Origin of the sequence: Trinickia violacea, assembly GCF_005280735.1 — a bacterium.
Taxonomy (GTDB): domain Bacteria; phylum Pseudomonadota; class Gammaproteobacteria; order Burkholderiales; family Burkholderiaceae; genus Trinickia_A; species Trinickia_A violacea.
The window spans coordinates 2,071,984-2,088,334 of record NZ_CP040077.1 but is presented as its reverse complement, the minus strand read 5'-3'; the positions used below and the strand labels follow the sequence as shown (position 1 = coordinate 2,088,334).

Sequence of the window (16,351 nt, the reverse complement as noted above, 5' to 3'; positions counted from 1 at the left end):
CGACGACGCATGGTCCCCTGGCTCGGCCCCGACGATCCGTTTCCGCCTGTCGAGCGCGCACTCGGCGCAACGAGCGGCGCGCCGGGGCTGCTCGCAGCCAGCGCCGATCTCCTGCCCTCGCGCCTCATCGACGCGTATCGGCGCGGCATCTTCCCGTGGTACTCGGACGGCCAGCCAGTGCTCTGGTGGAGCCCCGACCCGCGCATGATCCTCGCGACCGGTGAATTCAAGGTGTCGCCGTCGCTCAAGAAGACGCTCAAGCGCGTGCTGCGCGAGGACCGCTGGGAAGTGCGCGTCGATTGCGAGTTTGCCGCCGTGATGCGCGCGTGCGCGCAAGCGCCAAGACGCGGACAGCGCGGCACATGGATCACCGCGGAAATCATCGATGCTTACTCGTCTCTGCACCGCGTCGGCGACGCGCACAGCATCGAAACCTGGCTCGACGGCGAACGCGTCGGCGGCCTTTATGGCGTGTCGTTCGGCAAGATGTTCTTCGGCGAATCGATGTTCGCCGACGTGACCGACGCTTCGAAGATCGCACTCGCCGCACTCGTCGGGCACTTGCGCCGGCATGAGGTCGAGTTGATCGATTGTCAGCAGAACACCGCGCACCTCGCCTCGCTCGGCGGCCGCGAGATCGCGCGCAAGGCATTCATCACACACGTGAAGAGCGCCGTCGCCGCTTCGCCCATTCCGTGGCGTTTCGACAAGACCGTCCTGGCGGATCTCGTCGCTCCATCCCTCACCTCGGCCCCCTGATTCAGCGCACGCCGAAAGTCTCTCGACGCAGCCATCGGGCGGCGAGGCGATCGCGTGGCCACACCCGAATCATTCAAATATCTTAAAATTACCTTTCATTTTTATTTTTTATGCGGTTCAATTAGCGCCTCGACCTCGACAAAACGGAGACCCGATTGACCGACTTCGCAAAATCCTCGCTCACGCTCGGCGCCTGTATCGGCGCCTACACCGCGATCGTCAGCGCCATCGAGCTTCTCCTAGGCTGACCCTATTCATCGGTGGCCGCCCCGTCCCTTGTTTAACGCGGCCACGACAACCCGAGCAATAGCAACCTCCCCTCCTTGGCGGGCCCCTTCACCGGCGCCCGCATTTTTTTCGCCGATCCGGCCGATCGCGCCGCCATATCAGAGCGATATGGACGCTATGGCACACGAGACGAAACAAACCCGCGCCATCGCAATATACTTGTCATCAACGCCGGGCAATGCATGAATCGTGCGCTGCCGGCCCAGACGACCGAGCCCGTCCGATAGCCTTGCCGTGGCTGTCAAAGAGGCTTGCAATACCAAAAGACGACGCATTGAGAGCCGCCAATGACTCACCCGAATGAGCTGCCGCTTTCACCGCTTTCCGCGTTGCAGTTCTATGCAACCGCCCCCTACCCGTGCAGCTACCTGGATGGGCGAATCGCACGATCGCAGGTCGCCACACCCAGCCATCTGATCAATTCCGACGTCTATACCGAGCTCGTGAAGAGCGGATTCCGCCGCTCGGGCGTCTTCACGTACCGTCCCTATTGCGACGGCTGCCGCGCGTGCGTGCCGGTGCGCGTGCCGGTCGATGCGTTCAAGCCGAACCGCACGCAGCGCCGCGTGTGGAAGAAGCATGGCGGGTTGATCGCGTCGGTCGCGCCGCTGCATTACGACGAAGAGCACTACGCGCTCTATATGCGCTACCAGGCCGCGCGCCACGCGGGCGGCGGCATGGACCGCGACAGCCGCGATCAATACGAGCAGTTCCTGCTGCAAAGCCGGATCAACTCGCGTCTCGTGGAATTCCGCGAACCGCCCGTGGAAGCGCACGATCTCACGCACCGCACAGCCGCCGAGCAAGGCACGCTGCGCATGGTGAGCATGATCGACATCCTCGGCGACGGCCTCTCTTCGGTCTACACGTTCTTCGATCCGGACGAGCCGCACGCGAGCTTCGGCACCTACAACATCCTCTGGCAGATCGAGCAGGCGAAGAGCCTGCGGCTGCCGCACGTCTATCTCGGCTATTGGATCCGCGAAAGCACGAAGATGGCGTACAAGGCGAACTTCCGTCCGCTCGAAGGTCTGTTCGACGGCCGCTGGAGCGTGCTGGACCCGGAAGGCGTCGATCTGCCGCCGGTCGACGCGGCGTTGTCCACGGGCGAACGCTGAGGCGATGCCGGCGCCGCTTCGCTGGCAATCATGGTCCGTGCATCGCTTTGCGTGCCAAGCGCCGCATCGGTTGAGATGCGGCGGCGGGAACGCACCTCAAACCCGCTAAAATAGCGGGTTATCAAAATTCAGCCGCGCATCCGGCCCCTCCCCGTGTTCACCTCCCTCTATCCGCTTGTCCGCGCCTCACTCTTTCGCCTCGATCCGGAAAACGCCCACCATTTGACGCTCGCCGCGCTCGGCGCAGCAGGCCGCACCGGGCTTGCACGCGTTTTCGGCGCACGCGTGCCCGACGCACCGCGCACCGTGATGGGCCTCACGTTTCGCAATCCGGTCGGCCTCGCGGCAGGACTCGACAAGGACGGCGCCTGCATCGATGGCTTGGCTCAGCTCGGTTTCGGTTTCATCGAAGTCGGCACGGTCACGCCGCGCGCGCAGCCGGGCAACCCGCGTCCGCGCATGTTCCGGCTGCCGCCGGCCGGCGCGATCATCAACCGGATGGGGTTCAACAACCAGGGCGTCGACCAGTTCGTGCAGAACGTGCAGGCCGCGCGCTATCGCGGCGTGCTGGGCCTGAACATCGGCAAGAACGCCGACACGCCGATCGAGCGCGCGGCCGAAGACTATCTGTACTGCCTCGAACGCGTGTACCCGTTTGCGAGCTACGTGACGATCAACATCTCGTCGCCGAACACGAAGAACCTGCGGCAACTGCAGGGAGCGGGCGAGCTCGACGCGCTTCTGGCCGCGCTCAAGGACAAGCAGCAGCGTCTCGCCGACATGCACGGCAAGCTCGTTCCCCTCGCTTTGAAGATCGCCCCCGATCTCGACGACGAGCAGATCAAGTCAATCGCCGACACGCTGCTGCGCCATCAGATCGAAGGCGTAATCGCGACCAACACGACGCTCTCGCGCACCGCCGTCGCCGGGCTGCCGCACGCGGACGAAGCCGGCGGCCTGTCGGGCAAGCCCGTGTTCGACGCATCGAACGAAGTGATCCGCAAGCTGAAAGCCGAAGTCGGCGATACCGTGCCGATCATTGGGGTTGGCGGCATCTTCTCCGGCGACGACGCGCGTGCGAAACTCGCGGCGGGCGCGTCGCTGGTGCAGCTCTATACCGGCTTCATCTACCGCGGTCCGGCGCTGATCGCCGAATGCGCGGAAGCCGCCGCCCGTAGTCGTTCCGCGTAATATAGAAATAAACAAACGATATTTATAGAGCGATTGCTCTTTCGCTATCATTGCGCCCACAACAACGCCCGAAGCGGGCAAGGAAAGGAACAGGATGAAACTCGGTCTGCTGAAAAAGCTCTTCGTCGCCGGCCTGATCGGCGCCACCTTCACCGCCGTCACCGCGCACGCGGATGACCTGCTCGATCAGGTCAAGCAGCGTGGCACGCTGCGCATCGGCCTCGAAGGCACGTTCCCGCCGTTCAACTCGAAAGCGGCAAACGGCGAGCTGGTCGGCTACGACGTGGACATCGCCAAGGCCGTCGCCGCGAAGCTCGGCGTGAAGCCCGAGTTCGTCACGACCGAATGGAGCGGCATCATCGCGGGTCTCCAGGCAGGCAAGTTCGACGTGATCGTGAATCAAGTGGGCGTCACCGACGCGCGCAAGCAGACGCTGGACTTCTCGCCCGCGTACACGTATTCGGCCGCGCAGCTGATTCAGCGCAAGGACGACGCGCGCCAGTTCAAGTCGCTCGACGATTTGAAGGGCCTCAAGCTCGGCGTCGGCCTCGGCACGAACTACATGGACATGGCGAAGTCGGTGCCCGGCATCGACGTCAAGACCTACCCGGGCGCGCCTGAGTATTTGCGCGACCTCGCGGCCGGCCGCCTCGACGCCGCGCTCAACGATCGCCTGATGCTCGCGTACCTGCTCAAGAACTCGCAATTGCCGCTGCGCACGGGCGCGACGCTCGAAGGGGGCAACCCGTCGGCGATTCCGTTCAAGAAGGGCAACCCGAAGTTCGCGAAGGCGATCGACGATGCGATGACCCAGCTCGAAGCGGACGGCACGTTCTCGAAGATCTCCGACAAGTGGTTCGGCATCGACGTGACGAAGCCGATCACCAAGTAAGCCGGAGCGTCGTCTTCAGCCCGCGTGGGCCCCACGCATGAAAAGGGCGGCATCTTCCCGATGCCGCCCTTCTCTTTTTTGTCATCGGTTTATGATGTGCGCTCGTTTCGCTTCATTCGTATCGTTGGTTTCTTCGGCGCGTTAGAAATTCGAAAAACATGTCCACCACTTCCCTGCTCGTCCAATCGATGCCGGTGCTTGCGCAGGGTGCCGTCCTGACCGTCAAGTTCGCGGTGCTGTCGATGATCTTCGGGCTCGTCGCGGCTGTCGTGCTGGCGCTGATGGGCGTCAGCCACAGCAAACCCCTCAATTGGATCGCGCGCGTCTACGTGAGCCTGATGCGCGGCACACCGCTTCTCGTGCAGATCTTCGTCATTTATTACGGCTTGCCGAGCCTCGGGATCTCCCTCGATCCGACGCCGGCCGGCGTCCTCGCGCTCTCGGCGAATGTCGCCGCTTATCTATCGGAAAGCATGCGCGGCGCGATTAACGGCATCCATCGCGGACAGTGGCTCGCGGCCTATAGCCTAGGCTTGTCGCGTCGTCAGACGCTGCGCTTCGTGATCGGTCCGCAAGCATTGCGTATCGCCGTGCCGAGCTTGTCGAACAGTCTGATCAGCTTGATCAAGGACACGTCACTGGTGTCCGTCATCACCGTGACCGAGCTGCTGCGCAGCGCGCAGGAAATCATCGCGACGACCTATCAGCCTTTGCCGCTCTATCTCGCGGCGGCGGCCGTCTATTGGGTGCTGTGCCAGGTGCTCGAGTGGGTGCAGCACCGGTATGAGCGGCGGCTTGCATTGCCGTCGCGGCATTGAATGCGCGTAGCGCGATGCGTGCGGACGGAGGCTGAATTCACGTTAGCCGACGTCCGCAGCGTTACGCGCTGACGATCAGACGCTTAGCGCGCCGCCAGCGGTGCCGGCATATCGAGGAGCGAGCCGAAGCGACTCATACGCGGCAGGTAATCGCGATCCGGATCGAGCGAGTACGCGACGCGGCGCGTGCGCCCCATCACTTCGCTGCGCGGGAAAAAGCCGAAGTAGCGCGAATCGGCGCTGTCGTCGCGATTGTCGCCGAGCATCAGATACTCGCCGGGCGGCACGATAACGGGGCCGAACGTGCTGCGCGGGCTCGGCGCGATCTCCGAAAGTCGCACGGTATGCGCGACGCCGTCGAAACGCTCCGTCAGATATTCGGCGGGCGCGGCCGGCTCGTCGGCCATCGGCGCCGATGCAAGCGGCTGGTAATCGGCCCGCACGCCGTTCACATAGAGCACGTTCTCGCGCAGCGCGATGCGGTCTCCCGGCACGCCGATCACGCGCTTCACGAGCAACTCATGCGCGGCCGACGAATCGATCGTCACGATATCGCCGCGTTGCGGATCGCCGAGATGGACCAGCGCCACGTGCGTAAACGGCACGCGCAGATCGTAGGCCATCTTGTCGACGAGGATGCGGTCGCCCTCGCGTATCGTCGGCAGCATCGAGCCGCTCGGCACGACGTTCCAATCGGCGATCGCGCTGCGAAACAGCACCATCAAAAAGATAAACGCGATCAGGCTCTTGTTGTCGCGCCAGAGTTTGCCCACCATGCGCATCGCTGCGGCTCCATTGAAGGAATTCGAAAGCTTGCCGCACACAAGACCCAAGCAAGCAACGGAGGCCCGGGCGCGGCGTAAGAGGCGGTCATCATAGCACCGGGCCCGTCGCGCCAGCAGCCACGACTGGGCGTGCCGATGCGTCCTCACTCGCCGGCGTACTTGAGCCCGAGCGTCGCGCGCGCCGAGTCCATCATCGAGATCATCTGCAGCGACTTCGCGTGCGTCATCACCGGGCTCTCGAGCACACCCGCGCGGATCAGGTCGCAGAAGTGCGCCGTCTCATAGTTGAGACCGCCGCCTTCGAACGGCGCCTCGAGTTCGACGACGCGGCCGTCGACGTAGCGAACCGTCGCGCGCACCGGGTTCCACCAGTTCTCGTGGATCGTCACGCAGCCGAGCGTGCCGGCCAACAGCGCATCGCCCTTGCCTTGCAGGTCCAGTCCGCAAAAGAGCTGTGCGATGCCGCGTTCGTGCCGGCAGTTGAGGCTCGCGAACGTATCGACGCCCGTTGAGCCCAGGCGGCCGATCGTCTGCACGTCGAGCGGCGCGCCGAGCCAGTCCACGGCAAGAAACGCCTCGTAGATGCCGATATCGAGCAGCGCGCCGCCCGTGTGCTCGAACGAAAACGCCGGATGGTCCGCGGGCACGTTCGCCATCGCGCAACCCGCGCGCACGAGGCCGACCTCGCCGATCGGGTCGCTCGCCAGATGCTCGCGCAGCTTGCGGTAGAGCGGATAGAACGGCGGCTTCATCGCTTCCATGAAAAGGCGCTTCGCGTCGCGCGCCGCTGCGAGCACGCGTTCGAGCTGCCGCGCGTTGATCGTCGCCGGCTTTTCGCACAGCACATGCTTGCCTGCGGCGAGCGCCGCAAGCGCATAGTCGGCGTGACTGTCGTGCAGCGTGGCGATGTAGATGGCGTCGACGTCGCTCGCGAGCAGCGCATCGAGGCTCGCGCACGCGCCGGCGCCGAACTGCTGCGCGTAGGCGCCGGTCGTCGACGCGCGGCGCGACCAGACATGCGTTATCTGTGCATTCGGCACGTGCCCGAGGCCGAGCCCGAAGCGGCGCGCGATATTGCCCGCGCCCAAAACGCCCCAGCGGACGGTTTCACTGCTGTTCGTGTCGTGATTCATTGAGGAACGGGGTGACAGAGGTCGGTTTCAAGAGTCGCGCAGCGTATGCGCCCGCGCGTGCAATCGCCGTAATGATAAGCGGCTCGCTATCGAGACGCGCGGACGGCGGCGAACTTGAGGAAGATCGGGAAGCGGCTCGGCCAGTGGAAGGCAATCCACGCGCAAACGTTTGCGCTAGCGGCGAGTGTAAAGAAAGGAATGGGAAAAACCCGACCGCAGGACACGCTCGGGCGGCGCCCTGCATCGGCAGGCGCCAGACAGCACGCGCGGCTTACTTGCGGCCGGGCATCTCGATCGAGAACTCGCGGCCGATTTCGTCCGCGGTGAAGTCGATCAACGCCAGCGCCGCCGCTTCGGCCTCTTTCGGATCGCGCCGCTCGATTGCCTCGACCATGCGCGCATGCGTGCGCACGGAGATCTCCCAGGCGCCCGGCTTCTGGTTGACCATCGGGTTCACCGTGGTCAGCGCGCCGCGAATGATCGCCGCCATCTGCTGGAAGAACTGGTTGCCGCTCGCGTGCACGATGCGGGTATGCAGCAATTCGTCGGCCGCTTCATAACCGGGTTCGCCGGGCGCGATCGTTTTAAACACGTCGAACGCCTCGCGGATGCCGGCCACTTCCGACACGCTCGCGCGCGCCGCCGCCTGGGCCGCCGCGCGCGGCTCGATCAGCATGCGGAACTCGATCACGTCGCGCATGAAGACCGGGTCGGGCTTCGCGCGAAAGCGCCAGTTCACGACATCCTCGTCGATCATGCGCCAGTCGCGCATCGAGCGGATGCGCGTGCCGACTTTCGGCCGCACGTCCAGCATGTGGCGCGCGAGCAGCATCGACAGCGCTTCGCGCATCACCGTGCGGCTCACGTCGAACTCTTTCGACAGCACGTCCTGCGGCGGAAGAATCGCCCCGTATTTTTCTTCGACAATGCCCGTGACGAGCCCGTCCATCACCTTGCTGACCAGTGAGCGGTCCTTGCCCTGCTCCATGACACCCCCCGATGCGCCGTCCGACGCCTGATTCATTTCGCGCCCTCGCGTGCCCTGTTGTCTATCCAATACGGTGCTGCGGCCAAATTGAATATGCCAGTTGGGAAAAACCTGTCAGGGTTTATCCGTCTGACAAAAGCGCAGCCGAACATGGTTGCACTGCAAAAAACCGTGTCGGCCCGTATCTTCAAACCGGTGAGTACCATAGGACATTGTAGAAAATGAGCGACGCCCAAACGTACGCGACCGCACACATCGCGGCTCATCGGCGCACGGCCCAAGCCAATGACGTCGATGCGTCGATCGCGTACCCCTAATTACCCCCGTTACTTCTTTATATAGCGCCAGCTCGCTGGACAGCGGGCTTCAGCGCGTACCGAATGGCCCCGCCGCCGCCGCGTAACACCCCGACTCCGCGCGGCCACGGCGCACCTCGTGCACCTCGATTGGCTCCGCGAAGCCGTACGGCCCGCCGCGCACGAACGCGGTGAGTGGCGTGCCGCACTTGGCGCCGGTCTCGAGCGCCCTGCGAAACCCGAATCTTTCATAGAGCGGACGCTGCGCCGCCGGCGCGAACGCCCTCACCCTGTGCCGCGGCCAACGCGCGTCGACCACGTGCATCACATGATCGACGAGCGCGTAGGCGGTTCCGTCGCCGCGAAGCGATGGGCACGTCAGAATCTTGTCGATCCACACTTCCTGATGTTCGATCTCGCCCGGACGAATGCGCGCATACGCGAGAATCGGCATCGGACGCGTCATGTCTTCATGCGCGAAAACGTGCAACGCCGCTTCGTCGAAACCGTCCGCATCGAGATGCACGCACGACGCCTCGACGACGAAAACGGCACTGCGTGCGCGCAGGATCAGATACAGTTCGCGCGCGCTCAGTTGATCGAAGGTCAGCGTTGCCCAGTTCATCGCCGGCGTCCACCACGAAAGTAAGACGAATTTTCATGGTTGCACGGTACGTCGTGAAACCAGCGCTCACCGTGCGCAATCGCACCCAATTTACCGATTTCAGCCTACGAATCCAGGGCTATCCTACGCAATCTTCCTTTAGCCGATTATTTTCCAGTACTTATCAATTCACGCCGGGTGCTTGAACGGAGGCGACGCCCGCGATGTTCGGCCCAAACCGACACGAGGGTTTTCGAATGTTGGCACGGCCACGACACCGCTCACGATCGATCATAGGATTGCGGCACTGATATGACGATAACAGCCGCCTTACGCGCAAATCGGTCCTGTCTCAACAATGAGTCATTCGCGGCACGCTTAACTTATTACAAAGGCCGTGACGTTTTCGGACCCCTCGGTGTCCTCTGTTGCAGAGTTGTCGGCGCACCTATTCATCGTTCGAATTTGCAACCATTTCGGCGCGCGCCCTTGTCCCGTCAGGCACGGCGAATGCGCAGACCATTGGTTGCAGCGCAGCAAAGTCCGCCCTCAATGCAACACATCTGAATCAATTTCGGCAGATCAGGCCGGGGCGCCATCCGCCGCCGACGCGGCCGAATCGTCGGGCTGGCGCCGCTGGCCGGATGCTTGGCGCGTACCGCCTAAAGCCCCGTCCCGCCTGGACGCAGCACATTCAAACGCGACCACCCGGCTGCGCGCGCCAGCGCACCGCCGCATTTTGCAGTTTTGAAACAAAAACGGACCGACTGGTGCCCGAGCCGCGTCGCAACAACGGCAACCCCCCATCAAAACGGGCTTTTCAGGGGCTTGGCACGATCCTCGCTGAAGGATGGCGCACAGAGCGCAACCGCACAGACGGTCGCCACCGCGAGAGAGCGCGAGGCCACAAGAAAGCGCGGCAATCCTGTCGAAAGGCTTGCAAGTCCGATGATCGACAGAGGCCGTGAAGGGACCAGAACACGAGGCGTGTACAGCACAGCTTCCACCGAGGACCGATTATGTTGACCCTACAATCCGACCTGCATGGCAACCATTTGCTTGGGGCGTTGCCATCGAACGAATGGCAAGCCTTGACGCCCCATCTCGAACTGGTTCACTTGCGCACCGAGCAATTGTTGTGCGACTGCGGCCACAAGATTCACCACGTCTACTTTCCGACGACCGCCATCATCTCGATCCTGGCGATGATGGAAGACGGGGGCTCCGTCGAACTCGCAGCCGTGGGACGCGAAGGCATGACCGGCGTCCAGGTGCTTACGGGGGGAGAAACGATGCCGAGCCGCGTGCAGGTGCAATGCGCGGGCTTCGCCTACCGGATGAGCGCACAACGCTTGCGGCAGGAATTCGCGCGCTCGGACTTCCTGCGCCGCCTGATGCTGCTTTACATGCAAGCGCTGCTCACGCAGGTCGCCCAGACCGCCGCGTGCAACCGCCATCACTCGCTGTCCAAGCAGCTCTGCCGCTGGCTCCTGATCGAGATCGATCGCGCGGCCACCAACGAGCTGGCCGTGACGCAGCAGCTCATCGCCGACATGCTCGGCGTGCGCCGCGAAGGCATCACCGAAGCGGCCGGCAAGCTGCATGATCTGGGCTTGATTCATCACAGCCGCGGCCACATCAAGGTGCTCGATCGCAAGGGCCTGGAAACGCGCGCGTGCGAATGCTATAGCCTCGTCAAGCGCGAATTCGACCGCCTGCTGCCGGCCTTGCATCAAACGGATACCGTGAGCTGATCGTCACGAAGCGCGCGCCCGCGGCTCGCGCTCCGTTGCTTGCTAGTTATGGTTCGCTACCTGGTGTTCGCTGTTTATGGTTCGCTGATATCGCTGCGCACGCGCTCGCCGATTTCGTAGAGCGCGGCGAGCATCGCAAGGTGAGCGCGCTCGCTCGCGGCTTCCTCATCGCTCATGCCGTCGCACGCCTGACCGCCGATGATGATGCCGAGGCAAAGCGCGTAGTGGCTCGCAAATGCCGTGGGGGAAGGATCGCTGCGCTTCATCCCTTCATACGCGGTGTCGAGCGCGTGGCGCAGTTCGGCTTGCATCGTGTTGTGTCCTCGGTCCGGCTCAGCGCTTCGGGTATTCGATCGTTTCGACACCCGTGTCGGTGCCGAGCAGGCAGAGGTCCGCGCCGCGGGCGGCGAAGAGGCCCACCGTCACCACGCCGGGCCACGCGTTCACGGCCGCTTCGAGCGCGCGCGGATCGGTGATTTGCATGCCTTTGACGTCGATGATCTCGTTGCCGTTGTCGGTGATGTAGGGCGAGCCGTCCAGCTTCACGCGCAGCACCGGCACGCCGCCCGCGGCCGTCACGCGCCGGCCGATCGCGGTGCGCGCCATCGGCACCACTTCGATCGGCAGCGGGAACTTGCCGAGCACGTCGACGCGCTTCGTCGCGTCCGCGATGCAGACGAACACATCCGACACCGACGCCACGATCTTCTCGCGCGTGAGCGCGCCGCCGCCGCCCTTGATCATCGCGCCGCCATGATCGATTTCGTCGGCGCCGTCGACGTACACGGGCAGCGATTCGATGTCGTTCAGATCGAACACCTTGATGCCGTGCTTCTCGAGGCGCGCGGTCGTCGCGACCGAGCTCGACACCGCGCCGCGGTAGCGGCCTTTGGCGGCGGCGAGCGCGTCGATGAAACAGTTCGCCGTCGATCCCGTGCCGACGCCGATTACGGCGCCTTCGGCGACATGGGCGTTCACGTAGTCGGCGGCAGCTTGGCCGACCAGTTGCTTGAGTTCGTCTTGAGTCATGACTTGAGGAGGAAAGGCTTGCAAAAAGGGGAAGTTTACCGGAGTCGGGCCGACGGAAATGACTAAGCCTTGGCGCCGGCCTTGAGCGCGTTGCGCTGCCTCACCGCTTCGAACAAACACACCCCGCTCGCCACCGATACGTTGAGGCTCTCCACCGTCCCCGCCATCGGAATGTGCATGACTTCGTCGCACGTATCGCGCGTGAGACGGCGCATGCCCTCGCCTTCCGCGCCCATCACGAGCGCCACCGAGCCGTCGAGCTTGGTCTCGTAGAGGCTCGCCGTCGCCTCGCCCGCTGTCCCCACGACCCACACGCCCGCGTCCTTCAACTCGCGCAGCGCGCGCGCCAGGTTCGTCACAGTGATGTACGGCACCGTGTCGGCCGCGCCGCTCGCCACTTTCGCAGCCGTCGCGTTCAAGCCGGCGGAGCGGTCGCGCGGCGCGATCACCGCATGCGCGCCCGCCGCATCGGCAACCCGCAGGCAGGCGCCCAGGTTGTGCGGATCGGTGACGCCATCGAGCACGAGCAGGAGCGCGGGGCCGTTGATTCCGTCGAGCAGTTCCGCGAGGTTCTGCGCGAGCGGCAGGTCGCCCGCGAGCGCGACGACGCCTTGGTGGCGCTCGGTCCGCGCGAGTCCCCACAGGCGCGTCTCGTCGGCTGCGATCAGTCGCACGCCCGCCTCCTTGGCGGCCTGCAGGAAGTCCTGCATGCGGCGATCGCGCCGCGTCGCGTCGTAAAACACTTCCTCGACCGTCGACGCGTCGTGCCGCATACGCGCGGTCACTGCGTGAAAACCGTATAGAACCTTGTGACGTGCCATGACTGAAACAACCTTTGCTTGAACGAGCGCGACGATGAAGAACGGGCCGCAGCGGCCGCACGAGCATCGCGCGTAACACAATGAAAGGCGCCGCACAGCGAGGCCGGACGGCCCGCCATGCGGCGCGATGGGGCGCCGCGTGCCATCGAGCGGCGCGCGGCACGCGTTGTATCAATACTTCTTGCGCGAGCGGGTTTTCGACGCCGACTTCGACGCCGCGCGTTTCTTCGGCGCTCCGCTGCGCGAAGCCCGCGCTTCCTTCACGGCCGCCGGCTTTGCGGGCGCGGCCTTCTTGCGGTGCGTGCCGTCCACGGCGGCCAGCGGACGAACGCGCGGCCCTGCTTCGCCATCGAGCATCGATTTGTCGGCGAGCGCCGGACGGCCCGCAGGCGCCTTGACCGGCGTATCGCGCACGAGACGGAAGTCGATCTTGCGCGCGTCGAGATCGACGCGGCTCACCTGCACGCGCACGCGGTCCGACAGCCGATAGCGGATTCCGGTGCGCTCGCCGCGCAATTCGTTCTTGACCTCGTCGTACTGGAAGTAATCGGAGCCGAGCTCCGTGACGTGCACGAGGCCCTCGATAAAGAGCGCGTCGAGCTGCACGAAGATGCCGAACGACGTCACGCCGCTCACCATCCCGCCGTACTCTTCGCCGAGCTTGTCGCGCATGAAGTAGCACTTGAGCCACGCTTCGACGTCGCGCGACGCTTCATCGGCGCGCCGCTCGTTCGCCGAGCAATGGAGCCCGAGCTCTTCCCAGATCGCCGTGTTCGAGCGCGAGCGGCCGCGCGATTCGTCGTCGGCCTGCTGCATCGCGCGGGCGCGCGGCGAAATCGACGTGTTGAGCGCGACGCCGTGCGGCGTTTCCGGCTGGTACTTGCGGCCCGACAGGATCGCGTAGATCGCGCGGTGCGTGAGCAGGTCGGGATAGCGGCGGATCGGACTCGTGAAGTGCGCGTAGGCGTCGTACGCGAGACCGAAGTGGCCGATGTTGTCCGGGCTGTAGACCGCCTGCTGCATCGAGCGCAGCAGCATCGTCTGCAGCATCTGCGCGTCGGGCCGGTCGCGGATCTGCGCCATCAAGGCGGCGTAGTCGCTCGCGTGCGGCGTGTCGCCGCCGCCGAGCGTCAGGCCCATGCCGCGCAGGAACGTGCGCAGGTTTTCGAGCTTCTCCGCCGTCGGTCCGGCGTGCACGCGGTACAGGCCCGGGTGCTTGTTGCGCTTCATGAAGTCGGCCGCGCAGACGTTCGCCGCCAACATGCACTCCTCGATCAGCTTGTGCGCGTCGTTGCGCTGGCGCGGCACGATCTGCTCGATCTTGCCCTGCGCGTTGCAGACGATGTAGGTCTCGGTCGTGTCGAAGTCGATCGCGCCGCGCTTCTGACGCGCGGCGAACAGCGACTTGTAGACGCCGTAGAGGTCTTGCAGCTGCGGCAGCAGCGCCGCGCGGCGCACCGCCTCCGGACCCTTCGTGTTCGCCAGCACCGCCGCGACTTCGGTGTACGTGAGACGCGCCGCCGAATGCATCACGCCCGGGTAGAACTGGTAAGCCTTGATCTCGCCGCGCGCGGTGATGACCATGTCGCACACGAGCACGCAACGGTCGACCTGCGGATTGAGCGAGCACAGCCCGTTCGACAGCTTCTCCGGCAGCATCGGAATCACGCGGCGCGGGAAATAGACCGACGTGCTGCGCTCGAGCGCGTCGACGTCGAGGCCGTCGTCCGGCTGGACGTAGTAGGAGACGTCGGCGATCGCGACGATCAGGCGGAAGCCATCGCCGCGGCCGACCTTGATCGGCTCGCAATAGACGGCATCGTCGAAATCGCGGGCGTCCTCGCCGTCGATCGTGACGAGCGGCACGTCGCGCAAATCGACGCGATGACGAACGTCAGCCGGGCGCACCTCGCTGGGCAGCTTCGCCGCCTGTTGGAGCGCGGCATCGCTGAACTCGTGCGGCACGCCGTACTTGCGCACGGCGATTTCGATTTCCATGCCGGGGTCGTCGATGTCGCCGAGCACTTCGGCCACACGTCCGAGCGGCTGCGAATGGCGGCTCGGGAAATCCGTCAGATCGACGACGACCACCTGCCCGACCTTCGCCTTCTTCGTGTTCTGCGTGATCAGGATGTCGTGACCGATGCGCTTGTCCTCGGGCGCGACGATCAGCGCGCCGTTCTCGTTCAAGAGCCGGCCGATGACCCGCTTGTTCGCGCGATCGGTGACCTCCACGACGTGCCCTTCCGGCCGCCCGCGCCGGTCATAGCCGACGATGCGCGCGAGCACGCGGTCGTTGTGCATGACCTTCTGCATCTCGGTGTTGGGCAGGAACAAGTCGTCCTGGCCGTCGTCGCGAATGACGAAGCCGAAGCCGTCGCGGTGGCCTTGCACGCGGCCTGCGACAAAGTTCGACGGATGGGTCAACTGATAGTAGCCGCGCTTGTCGAGGCGGATCTGGCCGTCGCGTTCCATGGCGGCCAGACGCTTGAAAAATCCTTCGCGTTCCTGGCGTTTGATCGACAGCGTTTCGGCAATGTCGTTTGCGGCTAGCGGCGATTCGCTGGTGCGCAGCACGCCGAGAATTTCTTCCCGGCTTGGGATCGGATAAGGATATTTGCTCAAGGGCTTGTCGATGATTTGTACTCGTCTCGGTCGGATCGCGGATCGCTGGTCGTTGACTTGAGCGGGCTGGCGGGCGGTGCGGGCCATTCTAACACCCGCCGTGCGGCCGACCAGCCCCGCCGCGAGCGCCGCAAGGCACTGCGGCGGCGGCCCATCGAAGCCGATCAAAATGCTTGACAGCCTCCCAAGGCTCGCTATAATTACGGTCTTTGCAGCACACGCACCTGCCCAGGTGGCGGAATTGGTAGACGCACTAGTTTCAGGTACTAGCGGGTAACTCCGTGGAGGTTCGAGTCCTCTCTTGGGCACCAAATTTAAAAAGGTCAGCGTAAGCTGGCCTTTTTCATTTCTAGCCCAAGAAGCAAAGTGCCTGCGCACTTTGCGTGGGGACTCGAAAGGCTGCGCTTGCAAGCGCAGCCGGGGTCGCGCCCGTGTGACCGAGTCCTCTCTTGGGCACCAAGATTCAAAATAAGGCCGACGCAAGTCGGCCTTATTCATTTCCGGTCGAGAAAAGCAAGTGCCTGCGCACTTTGTGCGAGCCTCACCCCCTCTTCGTCAATGATTCACTTTCCAATTGACACTATCCGCCATCTCGTTACAATAGCGGTCTAGCTTGAAGCAAGCCCAGGTGGCGGAATTGGTAGACGCACTAGTTTCAGGTACTAGCGGGTAACTCCGTGGAGGTTCGAGTCCTCTCCTGGGCACCACAAGCAGTTCTGGCGTAAGCCGCAGAAGTCCGAGAAACCCCGAAGATCAAAGTCTTACGGGGTTTTTTGTTCTTCGCAATTCCCTTGCGATCCGCAGACATCGACGACCGGGCACCGGCAAGGAAAACTTCCTCAGTCTCGGCCCTTACCCCGATGTCACGCTCGTTGATGCGAGACGGTCGGCCACTACCGCACGCAATCTTGTACGCGAAGGCATCGATCCGGTCGCATACCGCCGGGCCGAGTCCATCGCCCGCAAACGCGTGGCCGAAAGCGCCTCCTTCCATCTCGTGGCCCAGCGCTGGCTCGACTTCAAGCGCAAGGAATGGGCGGACGAAACCTACCGGAAAGCGGAGTTTGTCGTGCGCGAATACCTGACTCCCGCACTCCGCAACAAACCCATTTCGACGCTTGCCACACCAGAAGTCAAACCCGTACTCGAAGCGATCGCCTCCCACGCCCCCAACATCGCGACCAAAGCACGCCAGTATGTCGGTGGCATCGTGACGTACGCCGTGCAGATTTATACGGTAGTCTCAAACC

General features: G+C 64.0%; 14 protein-coding genes, 2 tRNA genes and 1 pseudogene. 9 read left to right on the top strand and 8 right to left on the bottom strand.

Going from position 1 to position 16,351, the window contains the following annotated elements:
- The first annotated feature begins 9 nt into the window (after window positions 1-9).
- The 5 genes from aat (at window position 10) to FAZ95_RS09420 (ending at window position 5,066) form a co-directional block, all read left to right on the top strand.
- Window positions 10-759 carry a leucyl/phenylalanyl-tRNA--protein transferase gene (aat, locus tag FAZ95_RS09440; RefSeq protein WP_137332203.1) on the top strand — a complete coding sequence of 250 codons (750 nt, stop codon included), beginning with the start codon at window positions 10-12 and terminating at the stop codon, window positions 757-759.
- 575 nt (window positions 760-1,334) lie between these two features.
- Window positions 1,335-2,165 carry an arginyltransferase gene (locus FAZ95_RS09435; RefSeq protein ID WP_137332202.1) on the top strand — a complete coding sequence of 277 codons (831 nt, stop codon included), beginning with the start codon at window positions 1,335-1,337 and terminating at the stop codon, window positions 2,163-2,165.
- Window positions 2,166-2,318: 153 nt separating this feature from the next.
- Entirely contained in the window at window positions 2,319-3,356 is a 1,038-nt protein-coding gene (locus tag FAZ95_RS09430) for a quinone-dependent dihydroorotate dehydrogenase (protein WP_137332201.1), read from the top strand.
- A gap of 94 nt (window positions 3,357-3,450) precedes the next feature.
- Entirely contained in the window at window positions 3,451-4,248 is a 798-nt protein-coding gene (locus FAZ95_RS09425) for a transporter substrate-binding domain-containing protein (RefSeq protein ID WP_137332200.1), read from the top strand.
- A gap of 158 nt (window positions 4,249-4,406) precedes the next feature.
- On the top strand, window positions 4,407-5,066 hold the full coding sequence (locus FAZ95_RS09420) for an amino acid ABC transporter permease (protein ID WP_137332199.1): 660 nt from the start codon (window positions 4,407-4,409) through the stop codon (window positions 5,064-5,066).
- Between the two features lie 83 nt (window positions 5,067-5,149).
- On the opposite strand, the gene lepB is transcribed toward FAZ95_RS09420, so the two are convergent.
- From lepB to FAZ95_RS09400, 4 genes are all read right to left on the bottom strand, one after another.
- A complete protein-coding gene (gene lepB, locus FAZ95_RS09415) occupies window positions 5,150-5,848 on the bottom strand; it encodes a signal peptidase I (RefSeq protein WP_137332198.1) in 699 nt (232 codons plus the stop codon).
- 146 nt (window positions 5,849-5,994) lie between these two features.
- A complete protein-coding gene (locus FAZ95_RS09410) occupies window positions 5,995-6,984 on the bottom strand; it encodes a Gfo/Idh/MocA family protein (protein ID WP_137332197.1) in 990 nt (329 codons plus the stop codon).
- A gap of 271 nt (window positions 6,985-7,255) precedes the next feature.
- Window positions 7,256-7,972, bottom strand: coding sequence for a FadR/GntR family transcriptional regulator (locus tag FAZ95_RS09405; RefSeq protein WP_137334490.1), 717 nt, complete (start codon window positions 7,970-7,972; stop codon window positions 7,256-7,258).
- Window positions 7,973-8,338: 366 nt separating this feature from the next.
- Window positions 8,339-8,893, bottom strand: a complete 555-nt coding sequence (locus FAZ95_RS09400; RefSeq protein ID WP_137332196.1) for a GNAT family N-acetyltransferase — start codon at window positions 8,891-8,893, stop codon at window positions 8,339-8,341.
- Window positions 8,894-9,891: 998 nt separating this feature from the next.
- On the opposite strand from FAZ95_RS09400, the gene FAZ95_RS09395 reads away from it, so the two are divergent.
- On the top strand, window positions 9,892-10,626 hold the full coding sequence (locus FAZ95_RS09395) for a Crp/Fnr family transcriptional regulator (protein WP_137332195.1): 735 nt from the start codon (window positions 9,892-9,894) through the stop codon (window positions 10,624-10,626).
- A gap of 74 nt (window positions 10,627-10,700) precedes the next feature.
- On the opposite strand, the gene FAZ95_RS09390 is transcribed toward FAZ95_RS09395, so the two are convergent.
- The 4 genes from FAZ95_RS09390 to rnr all read right to left on the bottom strand — a co-directional run bounded on the left by FAZ95_RS09390 (window position 10,701) and on the right by rnr (window position 15,101).
- Window positions 10,701-10,937, bottom strand: coding sequence for a hypothetical protein (locus FAZ95_RS09390; protein ID WP_137332194.1), 237 nt, complete (start codon window positions 10,935-10,937; stop codon window positions 10,701-10,703).
- A gap of 22 nt (window positions 10,938-10,959) precedes the next feature.
- Complete coding sequence (rpiA, locus tag FAZ95_RS09385) at window positions 10,960-11,655, bottom strand: ribose-5-phosphate isomerase RpiA (protein ID WP_137332193.1); 696 nt, start codon at window positions 11,653-11,655, stop codon at window positions 10,960-10,962.
- A gap of 62 nt (window positions 11,656-11,717) precedes the next feature.
- Window positions 11,718-12,476, bottom strand: a complete 759-nt coding sequence (rlmB, locus tag FAZ95_RS09380; protein ID WP_137332192.1) for a 23S rRNA (guanosine(2251)-2'-O)-methyltransferase RlmB — start codon at window positions 12,474-12,476, stop codon at window positions 11,718-11,720.
- A gap of 171 nt (window positions 12,477-12,647) precedes the next feature.
- Window positions 12,648-15,101, bottom strand: coding sequence for a ribonuclease R (rnr, locus tag FAZ95_RS09375; RefSeq protein ID WP_137332191.1), 2,454 nt, complete (start codon window positions 15,099-15,101; stop codon window positions 12,648-12,650).
- A 226-nt stretch (window positions 15,102-15,327) separates the two neighbouring features.
- Between rnr and FAZ95_RS09370 the strand changes: the two genes are divergently transcribed.
- The 3 genes and pseudogenes from FAZ95_RS09370 to FAZ95_RS40875 form a co-directional block, all read left to right on the top strand.
- Window positions 15,328-15,412, top strand: a tRNA-Leu gene (locus tag FAZ95_RS09370).
- Window positions 15,413-15,723: 311 nt separating this feature from the next.
- Window positions 15,724-15,808: transfer RNA gene (locus tag FAZ95_RS09365), tRNA-Leu, on the top strand.
- Window positions 15,799-16,275 (top strand): annotated as a pseudogene (locus tag FAZ95_RS40875) (integrase arm-type DNA-binding domain-containing protein); the annotation flags it as partial. The gene FAZ95_RS09365 and the pseudogene FAZ95_RS40875, both read left to right, overlap by 10 nt.
- Window positions 16,276-16,351 lie beyond the last annotated feature (76 nt).